This is a genomic window from Microlunatus elymi (assembly GCF_007362775.1).
Classification (GTDB): Bacteria; Actinomycetota; Actinomycetes; order Propionibacteriales; family Propionibacteriaceae; genus Microlunatus; species Microlunatus elymi.
Map to the genome: position 1 here is coordinate 4,215,456 of NZ_CP041692.1, position 11,214 is coordinate 4,226,669.

The following is an 11,214-nucleotide window of genomic DNA, read 5'->3' on the forward strand; positions in this document are numbered from 1 at the left end:
CGACGCCAACCATCGACCGCTGATGTCCGCTCCGGGCAGGATCACCGGGCACCGAGGTGAGGCAGTCCGGGTGTCCGCAGAGGATCCGTGAACCAGGCACGGAACCAGGGAGCGTAGCTCCCGTGAGCCGTGCCTGAGTTGACGTCGATCCGTGCCTCTCACCCGACGTCCGCCTGAGGGTCTCGCCCCGTTCTCCACCTTGGCTGTTTTGACGGCTTGAGAACTGCTCGGGAGGGGCCAAAGACCTTGGCTCAGTCCGAGGGCCCGCGATGCCCCTCGTGCGCGCGTTGTCCGGCGTCGATCCCTGAGATCGAGGCACCAGATCGCGAAAATCGCAATCCGCCGGTGATTCTGACCATCTGGCGCCTCATATTCAGGTTTCCGGACCCGCCAACGTCCCCGGGCTCGAGGTGCATCGGGACGTTGGTGTCCGCCCGGAAGTCGTTCGCAGATCGACGTCACCAGCCGCGTCCGAGAGAGGTCCCTCGCGGGGGACGATCACCGGACAGCTTCATCGGGCACCCAGCTCGATCGAGCGCGCCTCGGGTGCCCGCAACGGATCGACTACCGGGCACCGGGCGGTGTTCCCGGGCGGGCGCATCAGGGCGCGATCTGCTTCACGATCTCACCGGCCGCATCCAGGAACTCGACTCCAGCCGAACCATCCTCACCCACGCGCAGCCGAAGCCTGGGACGTCCTTGCCCGTCGCACAAGTTCAAAACCGAGTCGCCCTCCTCGGTACCGGCAAACAAACGTCGCGACCCGAAGTGTCCTGGAGGGAACTGCGAGGTTGCCTCTTCCTGCTGCTCCGGCGTTAGGTCGGGCAGCCGATCCAGCACCGGCAAATCGTCAACAAGGGACCGATCGAGCGGACGATCGTTCACCACCAGCCCGGCGCTCTGCCGCCCATCTTCGGTCACTCCACGGACCTGAACGATCTGATCCTGCTCATACCCATCGAAGGTCAGACTCCCAGCCGAGCTGCCCTCCTGGCCGTTGAAGATCAGCCCGCCGTTCTCGGTCTCTTCATCGTTGAAGAACACCATCCCGGCGTACGGCCGATGGTGGGGATGCTCCTCCCCTCGCATGATCAGACCCGGCAATCGGTCGGCGCTGGCGATCACGCATCGCAGACGACCGTCCGGTTCGCGAATGTTGATGCGCTGTACATCGATCTCGCCAAGGTCGGCATGTTCTCGATCACTCATGAAGGTCATCATGCCGCCCGGACGGGACCGTGCTGTTCCAGCCCTCACAACGCCGACCCGACATCCTCCTGCAGAACGTGCACCGCCCTTGCAGACGATGATCTTCACCCCGCGCCGGAAGGATCCTTGACCGGGCACTTGGCGTATGTCGAGGCCTGCGTGGGCTCTGTCATCCTCCAAGGACTTTGGCCACTCGCTCGGTCGCGGTGAGTTCTGAGGCCTGGAAGGGCTGCTGGGTCAGCTCCTCGGCGAGAAGGATGTAGCGGGTTGCTGTCGCGATGCCGACGTCGTCGGTCAGGATGGGTGGTTCTCCTTCGCCGCGGAACCCTTGCTCTACCAGCCACTCTCGCAATGGCTCCTTGTCGAGTGCTCGCTGGTCCTCGCTGTTTCGGAACAGCTCGTCGTAGGTGCCTGCATACCAGTAGCGCGAACTGTCGGGGGTGTGAACCTCGTCGATGAGCACAATCTCGTCACCGAGCAATCCCAGCTCGTACTTGGTGTCAACCAGGATCAATCCATGTTGAGCGGCGATCTCTGTTCCCCGGGCGAACAGCCGGAAGCAAATATCGGCGCAACGATCGAACAGGTCCGCAGTCACCAGACCGGCAGCGATCGCGTCGGCGCGGCTGAGGTTGCGATCACGCAGCTCAAGCTTCGTCGACGGGGTCAGCATCGGGGCCGGCAACCGCTCGTCCTTACGAAGGCCGTCCGGCAGTGGGTTGCCCGCAATGTTGCGCGCACCCGCCTCGTAATTGACCCACAACGAAGTCTTCGTGACGCCCGTGATGTAGCCCCGGACGACGAACTCCAGCGGTATCGGAGTGCACTCACGGACCCGCCAGACATTGGGGTCGGGGACCTCGAGGAGGTGATTGGAGACGATATCGGCGGTGGCGTCGAACCAGTAGTTGGCGATCGCGTTCAGGATCTGCCCCTTGAACGGGATCGTCCCCACGTGCCGGTCGAACGCCGACAATCTGTCGGTGGTCACGATGGTGCGAACATCGCCGTCGACGTAGCTGTCACGAACCTTTCCCTCGTGGCGGACACCAATGTGGCCGAACTCGGTCCGGTCGAGCGTGCCGCGCAGTTCCCTCGCGAACCTCTCACCGGTCAGCATCGGCGCTCCCTCATCGACCCGCAGCGATGACTCCACGGCATCCTCTCTTTCGATCATCCGGTCCATTGCGTCCACCTGTGCAGCTGCCCGACGGGCTGCCTGACTCAAACGTCGACGGTGCTCGATCAGCCGCGCCCGCCGGATCGCTCGATCGGTGGAGTCGACGATGGCGGCGACCTCCTCCAGCGGCATCCCGACGTCCCGCAAGACAGCCAGCGTGCGTGCCCGCGGCAGCTGCCGCAGCCGGTACCGGCGGTAGCCGGTCCGATCATCAACTTCAGCCGGCACGAGCAGCCCGACCTGGTGGTAGTGCCGCAACGTCTCAACCGTCAGTCCCGACAAGTGCGCGAACGCGCCGATTCCAATACATTCGCCAGGGGGCCACAACCGCTACCGTCCCACCCTCGGCCGCCCGAGAGTCAACTTTGCGACCCGCCACAGCCAGTCGATCTCGGTCGTAGCCGCTTGCTCCCGAACGCGATCGCCTGCCCCGCAACGGATCCCGATTCGGGCACGCCGGTGACCTTGTCTGGTACCCGGTGATCACGCGGCGGGGTCCCTTCACCGGGCAGTTCGACAGCCGGTCCGTGAGCGGGCGGAGAGCGGTTAGACGCCGTCCGTCTCGGCCGAATCGGATCGGAGCCAGTTTTCCCAGTCTTGTCCTCCGTGAAACACGCCGAGGATATTGATCACGACCTTGCCCGAAGAGTCATCGACCTCGTAGGCGATCGTCGTCCGCTTCCGGAAGGTCGTCGTGTGTATCCCGGCGCGGACGTCGGGTCGGATCCGACCGGCTCGTGGGAACATCGGGATGCTTTCGCAATGATCCATGACCGCCGAAACGAAGCTGCGGGCCACAGCAGCGGACCCGTTCTCAGTGATCCACTGATCAAGCTCATCCAGTTGTTGCAAAGCCTCCGGCGTGTAGTGGACCCGGCCCGTCATGAACGGGCGGCCCACTTCGCTTCGAAGTGCGCCCGGACATCCTCAGCCGGGATCGCGCGTGACGGATCAGCCTTCAACCGGTCGTAGGCCGCCGCAGCCTCGGATTGAAGCCACTCCTCTGCTGCACGGTCAGCCACCGCATCAGGTTCGACCGACTCCAGCAGTCGCAACGCGACATCCTTACGCACCGCAGGAGGCAGCGACATCCCTGCCTCGTAGAACTCCGATGCGCTCAACGACATGGAGTCATTCTACGACGACGACCTGACGGGCAACTGCCCCGAAGATGTCAGCCAATGTCACCACCACCAGACCGCATTCAGGCAGCGGCCGTCCCGCATGGGATCCCGACCCGGGCACTCACTTTGTTCAGGTCCACGCTGACGCCGTCGGGGCGATCACTGGGCGGCTCAACTTCTGGGCTCGGGAGGAATCGCGGGCGGCAGTCCCAGGCCGCCACCGATCAGCGGCGTTTCACGGCGTAGGTGACTCGCATGGCGCCGTTGTCGAAAGTGTTGACGCCGATCAACTGCAGGTGCGTACGCCCGACCAGGTTGTCGAACAGTCGCCTACCCTCGTGCACGACGGTCGGGTGGATGATCAGCTGGAATTCGTCAACCAGCTTGGCGTTGATCAGGGACTGAACCAGGGTCGGGCTGCCGAAGGTCATGATCTCGCCGCCGGCCGACCTCTTCAGTCTCTTGATCTGCGTCTGGAGGTCGTCGCCGGTGAGCTGGGTCACCGGTTCGAACCTGCCCCAGGCCAGATCCGCCAACGGTTCGCCACTGACGATGATCTTCCTGGTGGTGTTGATCTTCTCGGCAAGACGGGAGGTTGTATCGGCCTGCCCGGATTGTTTGAAGTTCGGCCATTTCCGGACCAGGTCCTCATAGGTGGCGCGTCCCACAAGGATGGCATCGACGTCGGCCAACGACGCCAAGAACGCCTCGAGCGACTCGGCAACGGGGGCACTTCCCCACTTCCACTCCGTCTCGTCGCCTGTCGGCGGGCCAGTGACAACTCCATTGACGGTGCTGTTGATGGAGACGGTGAGCTTACGCATGGTCGTCCTCGAATCCGATCTCACTGTGCAGCCAAGGGAATTGGTTGCTCGCCGGGCGTCTTGCTGTACCCCAGCGCTTCGACGACCACGCCGTCGGCGACGCGCATCACATTGACACCGCGCACATAATCACCCTCGCCGGTGCCGAATCGGTATCGCCACAGAATCGTGCCGTGGCCCTCACCGGCATCGATCCGTTCGGGTTCGAACTGCGTTGTCCGATCACTGGCCAGCGCCTGCCAGAACGCGAGGCAGGCATCGCGGCCTTCGTACCGGCCGCCATCCGGCGCCGGCTGCACACTCTCCATCACACAGTCGGCGCCCACCAGATCGGCGAGCAAGGCGGGATCGTGATCGACAAATGCTTGATTGAAGCGGCTGATGACCGCCCCAGTGTCTGGACCTGACATGGTTCAACCCTTCATGGACCTGATAGACCGGTTGGTCTATCCCCGGGAGATAGTAGACCACTTGATCTACCTCCGCAAGCGATGCATGCTGGGGCCATGAACGTTGCCGGGCCGGGTCCACGTGAACGTCTGCTCGAAGCCGCGGAGCGGCTGACCTACACGGCGGGTGCCAACGTCGGCGTGGGCGCTCTGCTCAAGGAGGCCAACGTGGCCAGACGATCGCTCTACCAACACTTCGGCGGCAAGGACGCACTGATCGCCGAACTGCTCCGGGACACAGCACGGAAAGACCTGGACGCGTACCGATCGGCAATGGAATCGGCGGGCGACGATCCACAGGCCAGAGTGCTAGCGATCTTCGACTACCTGGACGAGGTGGTCAGTTCCCCGGGATTTCGGGGCTGCCGCTACCTCGGCACCGATCTTGCTCTCGCCGGCCCCGACCACCCCGCGCACCGGGTCACCCGTGACTACCGCCGCGGCCTCCACGACCTCGTCCAACACGAGATGCAGCGACTCGCCCATCCCGACCCCGCCGACGCCGCCGAGCAGATCCTGCTGCTCATCGAAGGCACACTGGCCACCGGCGCAACGCGCCCGACTGCGCGGCCGGCCCAGACCGCCCGCCGGATCACCAACACCCTGCTCGACAAATAAACCCGCAACCCTTCAGACCCGAAACGTGTCCGGCCCGGATCCTTCACCGGGCTGTTCGTGTCAACCGCTGGTGGTTGACCGTCCCAAACGTTTCCGCTGGGAAGCCAGCACCGAGTCCGGATGCCGATTGGAATCGACATCTGTGACTGGGCTGGGCTCGGTGCTGGTTCCTGTGGGCTGGGGCCGGGCTATGCCGCTGGCTCGAGGTCGATCGTCACCTTCTCGATCCCACCCGTGAACGCGAACGGGAGGGTGTAGTTGAAGTCGACTGGCGATCCGACGTCCATTCCGATGTCGAGCCCTTCTCCGAGTGAGAGTTGGGCGGGCACCGTCCGTTCCAAACGTCCCTCGGCGACGACGTCGCCGTCGACCGAGAGCGTCACCGCGCCGCCCTTGGCGATACCGCCGCCGTCGTAGACGAAGTCCACGACGATCTGTCTGGTGCCGGCCGCGATGGCCTCCTCCGCGACGAAGGTGGGCCGCTCGAGGGCGAGGAAGTTGTAGACGAAGGTCGGCTTGCCGTCTTTCAGGTAGAGCCCGTAGCCGCCCTCGAGACCACCGTGGGTCACGATCATGCCCTCCGCGCCGCCCTCGGGGATCTCGACATCTGCGGTGATGCGCCACGACTTGTTGAGCATCGGCAGGCACGCCGCGTCAGGCAGGCCGACCATGCCTGGGTAGTAGGTGGCGCTCCTGCGTCCGCCGATGAGACTCGGACGTCCCATGGCCTCGGAATTGAACCGTTCGGTCGCGCGCCAGTCGAGCGGCAGCACCTGGTATTTCGACGCCTCGGCCCACCACAGGTCTTGTAGCTGGCGGAGCTTCTCTGGGTGCTCGGCTGCGAGGTCCTTTGCCTGCGAGAAGTCCTTCTCGACGTCGTAGAGTTCCCAGACCGCGGCGTCGGGATCCCAGTTCTGTCGGTTCGGGTTCCACGGGACGAAACTCGGGGCGGAGGCCATCCAGCCGTCGTGATACAGCCCACGGTTGGCAGCCAGCTCGAAGTACTGGGTGCGGCGGGTCTCGGGGGCGTCGGCATCGAGCAGCGCCTGCGCGAAGCTGTGCCCCTCAATGGGCTTCTGGGCGACGCCGTTCAGAGAGTCGGGCGGAGTGATGCCGCACACCTCATAGAGCGTCGGCACGATGTCGATGACGTGCAAGAACTGCTCACGCAGTCCGCCACGGTCTGTGATGCGGTCCGGCCACGAGATGATCATCGGATTACGGGTGCCTCCGAAGTGAGACGCCACCTGCTTCGTCCACTGGAACGGTGCGTTCATCGCGTGCGCCCACGACGCCGGGAAGTGGTTGAAGTGCTTGGGCCCGCCGAGCTCGTCGATCGCGAGCAGGTTGTCCTCCCAATGCTCGCTGATGCCGTTGAAGAAGAGGTTCTCGCACAGCGACCCCTCGAGCCCGCCCTCGGCGCTGGATCCGTTGTCGCCCGCGATGTAGACGATGATCGTGTTATCGGCGTCGGGAAGCTGCTTGACCGTGTCAATCACGCGCCCGATGTGATGGTCGACATGGGCGCCGTACGCCGCGAAAACCTCCATCATCCGCGCGTACAGCCGACGCTGATCGTCGTTCAACTCCTCCCAGGAAGGCAGACCCTCGGAGCGCTCGGTGAGCTCGGTGTCAGCGGGGACCACGCCGAGCGCCTTCTGCCGCTGGAGCGTCTGCTCGCGGTAGACATCCCACCCCTCGTCGAACTGCCCGCGGAACTTCTCGATCCACTCCGGCGAGACGTGATGAGGTGCATGCGTCGCTCCGGTCGCGAGATACAGGAAATAGGGCCTATCGGGCGCGATCGACTTCGCGCGACGCACCCAATCGATCGCGTGATCGGCGAGATCCTCGGTCAAGTGGTACTCGGGATCGCTCGAGGCGGGAACGAGGTCGCGGTTCTCGAAGAGGACAGGATTCCAGTGATTCATGTCGCCCGCGTTGAACCCGTAGAAGTAGTCGAACCCGAGCCCGTTCGCCCAACGATCGAACGGTCCCACCTGGCTCGTCTCCCACGGCGGCGTGTTGTGGTTCTTACCCACCCACGCCGTCATATACCCGTTCTGCCGCAGGACCTCCCCGATCGTGCCGCAACTCTTGGGCAACACACACGTGTAGCCGTCGTAACCCGTGGCGACCTCGGTGATGCCCGCGAACGAGGCCGAATGGTGGTTGCGCCCCGTCATGAGAGCGGCTCGCGTCGGCGAGCACAACGCGGTCGTGTGGAAGCGGTTGAACGCAATGCCCTCCTCGCGCAGGCGGTCCATCGTGGGCGACGGCACCCCGCCCCCGAACGTCGAGAACTGACCGAACCCCGCATCGTCGAGCAGCACAAGCACGATGTTGGGGGCACCCTCCGGCGGACTCACCGGCTGCGGGAAGGTCGCCGGATCGGAGTCCTGGAAGGTGCGACCGACCTGCCCGGCATACCTGAAGTCAGGACGGGGAAGAGTCGACGGAGTCGACGGGGCAGCGAACGCGGACACATCGGACATGAGTCTCCTTAGCTCAGGCGGTGGGACGTAGTCCAGCAGATCCGCTGCCGCCGCGTCCAGACATCTACGACTGCAATCCGCAGCACCACGGATACAAGTAAGGGCTTCAGCGACTGCCCGCAAGGCGTTCCATGACGGATATCGCTGAAGGCCGCCCGGAGCCCGCCCCTTGCCGGGCAGTAGTCCGGGCGGCCCCAGCGGGCACCACCGGTCACACAGCAACGATCGTCTCGGAAGCTCGATCCAGCTCCGCCACGGCTTCCCGATCGTCATCGCCGACCGTTGATCCCGCCACTCTCGCCAGGGCCCGGCGCTGTGCCCTATAAACGGTCGACCGCGCAACACCGAACAACTCGGCCACCTCACCGGTGCTGTACCGGCCCGAGTTCATCAACTCGACCAGATGGGCCTCCTGCCGAACACTCAACTTCGGCAGCTTTCCGCGCAGATGCCCCTTCGCTTTCGCGACCCGCATCCCCTCCACGGTACGCATCCGGATCAGATCGGCTTCGAACTCAGCGACCATGGCCAACACGTTGAACAACAGCCGACCGATCGCATCAGTGGGGTCGTAGACCGAACCACCCAGACTCAACCGGACACCAGCCGACGTCAACTCCTCCCCGATCGCCCGAGCATCCGGCACCGACCTGGCCAACCGGTCCAGCTTCGCACCACCAACGTGTCACCAGACCGACACGCCGCCATCGCCTGCCGCAGACCCGGCCGATCCCGGTTCGTGCCAGTCAAGCCATGATCAACATAGATCCGATCCATACCGACACCCAGACGTTGCAGCGCCTCACGCTGAACCGTCAGATCCTGATCCTCGGTCGACACCCGCGCATAGCCGACCAGCAATTCCGTCATCACTCAGCCCTCCTGAGCAAACCCCGGGCCTTTTCCCCGAGGAGCAACACGATGCTGCTCAACCCATCGAAGCCTCGATCCGGCCACAACAGACCGGACGGATCGCCACCAGACGGCTTTGGCGGTCGATGGATCCTGGATTACGGCAGTAGTCAAGGGACGGTGCCCGCTCGTACACTTGGACCATGACGGCACGGCTGGCGGACTACGTCGAAGCAGGTTACGAGCTCACTCCCGATGAGCGACTCGAAGCAGCCAGGATGCTGCGGCTCAGCGTGGATCAAGACACCGACGGCAATCAGACCGAGATCGATGCAGCCTGGGACGACGTCATCGACCGGCGCGTGGCCAGTGTCATCGACGGCACGGCCACGCTCGTCGACGGTCCCGCAAGCCTCGCCCAGATCCGCGCTGAGCTTGCCACGCGCCGCAAGTGACCTACCGATGGAGCCAGCTCGACGAAGCCCGTACCGAGCTCCGTGAGGCCGCCAGCTTCCTCGAGGATGAGCGCGAAGGTTGGGGAGACCGATTCATCGATGCAGTCGAGGCTGCGATCGCGTCGATCGTGGAATCACCACACACCTGGGCCCTTCACCGCGGCAAGGCGCGGACCCCTCCGGTGCACACTCGCAGCGTCGCGGGCTTCCGCTACGACATCAAGTACCTCGTCCACGGCGAAGAGGTCGTGATCATCGCCTACGCCCACGAACGCCGCCGCCCCGAATACTGGGCACGCCGTGTGACCAGCTGAGCGAAGTCGGCCTCTCACACGCCCATCGTCGGCCGGGCGCCGCCGAGGTCCGGACGAACGCCCGGTGATCAGGCCAGGCAGTTAGTCCCGCGGCGAGCCCTGGCAGCCGCAGCGGTGGCACCAGTCGTCCGGCTCGACGAACTTGCAGGCCAGCACGGCACGGTCACGTTCAAGGCGCTGCCCGGTGACACAAAGACCGAGTTCGTCCAGGCGGCAGAACGTGGTCAGGGCGGGGCACGCGAAAGTAGGGTCAGACAAGTCGAGGTCTTCCGGGCGGGTCGTGTAGGAACTTCCATCTTCGGAAGACCTCGACCTCTACCCCGCGACCGCCGCGCCGGGATCTACACCGTCAACTGCGAAGAGCCGGTAATGCCGTCCAGGCGGAACGGCCAGCCAGCGCCCAAGATCAAACACAGGTCGATGTCCATCGGCGCCGCCACTACCGTCTCGGCCAGTATCGGATTCTGGACGCGCTGTTCTAAGCGGGGGGCTCGCTCCTCACCAGACCAGCCGCATCCACTGGTGCCTTGTGCGACGCCGCGAGGGGCACAACTGCCAGGCCAGCGGCCAAAGCCAAAGTCGAAGCGTCGAGCGCACTCGTTCGGATGATGCCTAACAAGCTTCCACCTGATTCCGCGGGAATCCTCACCTGCGGGAACTCGGAGGTGAGCAAGAAGACAATCACAACCGCAAGGAGCAGCCCTGAGGCCGTCCAGAGCGCCAACCTTCGTTCACTGGCGCGAAATCGTGATGATGCTCGCAGCAGTCCCCAGAACACAATGGCGACCCAGAAGAACACGCCGATCATCTGAAACACAGCCGCTTTCGGCTGGGTCACTGCGACCAGATCCAGCTTCCACGACAGCACACCGCCCGATTCGACCGCGCTTGCCAAGATCAGCAGATACCCTGCGATCGGCAGGTAAGCAACGACGCCAACGATCGCTACCACTACCGATCGCGCCCACCTCGACACCGGCCTAATGCTCCAAGCCGCTCAGCACGATATCTGTCCCATCGTTACGCGATATTGTGATGTCCCCAAGTTCCTTGGCTGTTTGTTCATCCATGACCACCAAGCTGCCGCCGTTGAGCACCTCAACCCGTGGTTCAGTGCCACTTTGGCCGAGTTTGGATGACCGTCGCTCGATGGCAGCCTTCACAGCAGAGGCATCGGTGCCAGCAGGCAACAGGTGGGACACCACACCATTGCGCGATGAGCCAGCCACCATGAGGGATGACCCACTGCTGTAGAACTGTTGGGGGGTAAGGCAATTTGCTGCGCTGACCCCTTCCCTGCCCATAGTGATGCTACAAATGTCGCCCAGTGCATCCTCGCTGACCCAGTGGAATCCCAAGCGAGATTCGGCGAGGAGCCTGACAGTTCCCGGGTCGAGGCTCGCATCGTCGATCAATGGCTGCACGGTGTCAGGCAACGCGTCACCGGCAGACTGCGCGCGCGCGAGTTCAGGTACGAGACTTTGCGCGTCGAGTGAGTGGACTTTGTCGCCTGTCCCAGCCGTCAGCATTGCAATACCAACAGCAGATGCGGCGACCGCAGTGCACACCTTGATCCCAAGTCCTGACTTCATCATGGTCATCTCGTCGCCCTCAGTGTTCCGCGTAACAGTTCATGGCAGCCTTCCCGCTCAATGAGCTTGCCCAAAAGCATCCATTGTGTGCGGTTGCGGGTG

General features: G+C 64.0%; 13 protein-coding genes and 2 pseudogenes. 3 read left to right on the forward strand and 12 right to left on the reverse strand.

What is annotated here, in order from left to right; translation table 11 throughout:
- Window positions 1-600 precede the first annotated feature (600 nt).
- The 6 genes from FOE78_RS19020 to FOE78_RS19045 all read right to left on the reverse strand — a co-directional run bounded on the left by FOE78_RS19020 (window position 601) and on the right by FOE78_RS19045 (window position 4,747).
- Window positions 601-1,209: a hypothetical protein gene (locus FOE78_RS19020; protein WP_143987680.1), complete on the reverse strand. Its 609-nt coding sequence runs from the start codon at window positions 1,207-1,209 to the stop codon at window positions 601-603.
- A 169-nt stretch (window positions 1,210-1,378) separates the two neighbouring features.
- Window positions 1,379-2,647 carry a phosphoribosylaminoimidazolesuccinocarboxamide synthase gene (locus FOE78_RS19025; protein WP_266094986.1) on the reverse strand — a complete coding sequence of 423 codons (1,269 nt, stop codon included), beginning with the start codon at window positions 2,645-2,647 and terminating at the stop codon, window positions 1,379-1,381.
- A 288-nt stretch (window positions 2,648-2,935) separates the two neighbouring features.
- The gene (locus tag FOE78_RS19030; protein ID WP_143987682.1) at window positions 2,936-3,289 is read right to left on the reverse strand and encodes a type II toxin-antitoxin system RelE/ParE family toxin; all 354 of its coding nucleotides are present in this window, start codon (window positions 3,287-3,289) and stop codon (window positions 2,936-2,938) included.
- Window positions 3,271-3,516, reverse strand: coding sequence for an addiction module protein (locus FOE78_RS19035; protein WP_143987683.1), 246 nt, complete (start codon window positions 3,514-3,516; stop codon window positions 3,271-3,273). Before FOE78_RS19035 ends, FOE78_RS19030 begins: the two co-directional genes overlap by 19 nt.
- Window positions 3,517-3,737: 221 nt before the next feature.
- Window positions 3,738-4,337 carry a dihydrofolate reductase family protein gene (locus FOE78_RS19040; protein WP_143987684.1) on the reverse strand — a complete coding sequence of 200 codons (600 nt, stop codon included), beginning with the start codon at window positions 4,335-4,337 and terminating at the stop codon, window positions 3,738-3,740.
- 20 nt (window positions 4,338-4,357) lie between these two features.
- Window positions 4,358-4,747 carry a nuclear transport factor 2 family protein gene (locus FOE78_RS19045; RefSeq protein ID WP_143987685.1) on the reverse strand — a complete coding sequence of 130 codons (390 nt, stop codon included), beginning with the start codon at window positions 4,745-4,747 and terminating at the stop codon, window positions 4,358-4,360.
- A gap of 96 nt (window positions 4,748-4,843) precedes the next feature.
- Here FOE78_RS19045 and FOE78_RS19050 point away from each other — a divergent pair, with 96 nt between their 5' ends.
- Window positions 4,844-5,404, forward strand: coding sequence for a TetR/AcrR family transcriptional regulator (locus FOE78_RS19050; RefSeq protein WP_143987686.1), 561 nt, complete (start codon window positions 4,844-4,846; stop codon window positions 5,402-5,404).
- Window positions 5,405-5,592: 188 nt separating this feature from the next.
- On the opposite strand, the gene FOE78_RS19055 is transcribed toward FOE78_RS19050, so the two are convergent.
- The 3 genes and pseudogenes from FOE78_RS19055 to FOE78_RS24475 all read right to left on the reverse strand — a co-directional run.
- Window positions 5,593-7,899, reverse strand: coding sequence for an arylsulfatase (locus tag FOE78_RS19055; RefSeq protein ID WP_143987687.1), 2,307 nt, complete (start codon window positions 7,897-7,899; stop codon window positions 5,593-5,595).
- Window positions 7,900-8,110: 211 nt separating this feature from the next.
- Complete coding sequence (locus FOE78_RS24470) at window positions 8,111-8,425, reverse strand: helix-turn-helix domain-containing protein (RefSeq protein ID WP_407662667.1); 315 nt, start codon at window positions 8,423-8,425, stop codon at window positions 8,111-8,113.
- Window positions 8,408-8,769, reverse strand: a pseudogene (locus FOE78_RS24475) (recombinase family protein); the annotation flags it as partial. The gene FOE78_RS24470 and the pseudogene FOE78_RS24475, both read right to left, overlap by 18 nt.
- 185 nt (window positions 8,770-8,954) lie before the next feature.
- On the opposite strand from FOE78_RS24475, the gene FOE78_RS19065 reads away from it, so the two are divergent.
- Both FOE78_RS19065 and FOE78_RS19070 read left to right on the forward strand, forming a co-directional pair.
- Window positions 8,955-9,206, forward strand: a complete 252-nt coding sequence (locus FOE78_RS19065; protein ID WP_143987688.1) for an addiction module protein — start codon at window positions 8,955-8,957, stop codon at window positions 9,204-9,206.
- Entirely contained in the window at window positions 9,203-9,520 is a 318-nt protein-coding gene (locus FOE78_RS19070; protein WP_143987689.1) for a type II toxin-antitoxin system RelE/ParE family toxin, read from the forward strand. The genes FOE78_RS19065 and FOE78_RS19070 overlap by 4 nt, the downstream gene beginning before the upstream one ends.
- An 84-nt stretch (window positions 9,521-9,604) precedes the next feature.
- Here FOE78_RS19070 and FOE78_RS19075 read toward each other — a convergent pair.
- From FOE78_RS19075 to FOE78_RS19085, 3 genes and pseudogenes are all read right to left on the reverse strand, one after another.
- Window positions 9,605-9,778, reverse strand: a pseudogene (locus tag FOE78_RS19075) (ISL3 family transposase); the annotation flags it as partial.
- 220 nt (window positions 9,779-9,998) lie between these two features.
- Window positions 9,999-10,472 carry a hypothetical protein gene (locus tag FOE78_RS19080; protein ID WP_143987690.1) on the reverse strand — a complete coding sequence of 158 codons (474 nt, stop codon included), beginning with the start codon at window positions 10,470-10,472 and terminating at the stop codon, window positions 9,999-10,001.
- Between the two features lie 28 nt (window positions 10,473-10,500).
- Window positions 10,501-11,121, reverse strand: coding sequence for a hypothetical protein (locus tag FOE78_RS19085; protein ID WP_143987691.1), 621 nt, complete (start codon window positions 11,119-11,121; stop codon window positions 10,501-10,503).
- Between the last annotated feature and the right edge of the window lie 93 nt (window positions 11,122-11,214).

Excerpts from the sequence above, each read along its gene's own strand:
- FOE78_RS19020 (WP_143987680.1), bottom strand. The coding sequence starts at position 1,209 with ATGAGTGATCGAGAACATGCCGACCTTGGCGAGATCGATGTACAGCGC.
- FOE78_RS19035 (WP_143987683.1), bottom strand. The coding sequence starts at position 3,516 with ATGTCGTTGAGCGCATCGGAGTTCTACGAGGCAGGGATGTCGCTGCCT.
- FOE78_RS19040 (WP_143987684.1), bottom strand. The coding sequence starts at position 4,337 with ATGCGTAAGCTCACCGTCTCCATCAACAGCACCGTCAATGGAGTTGTC.
- FOE78_RS19045 (WP_143987685.1), bottom strand. The coding sequence starts at position 4,747 with ATGTCAGGTCCAGACACTGGGGCGGTCATCAGCCGCTTCAATCAAGCA.
- FOE78_RS19050 (WP_143987686.1), top strand. The coding sequence starts at position 4,844 with ATGAACGTTGCCGGGCCGGGTCCACGTGAACGTCTGCTCGAAGCCGCG.
- FOE78_RS19055 (WP_143987687.1), bottom strand. The coding sequence starts at position 7,899 with ATGTCCGATGTGTCCGCGTTCGCTGCCCCGTCGACTCCGTCGACTCTT.
- FOE78_RS24470 (WP_407662667.1), bottom strand. The coding sequence starts at position 8,425 with ATGGTCGCTGAGTTCGAAGCCGATCTGATCCGGATGCGTACCGTGGAG.
- FOE78_RS19065 (WP_143987688.1), top strand. The coding sequence starts at position 8,955 with ATGACGGCACGGCTGGCGGACTACGTCGAAGCAGGTTACGAGCTCACT.
- FOE78_RS19085 (WP_143987691.1), bottom strand. The coding sequence starts at position 11,121 with ATGACCATGATGAAGTCAGGACTTGGGATCAAGGTGTGCACTGCGGTC.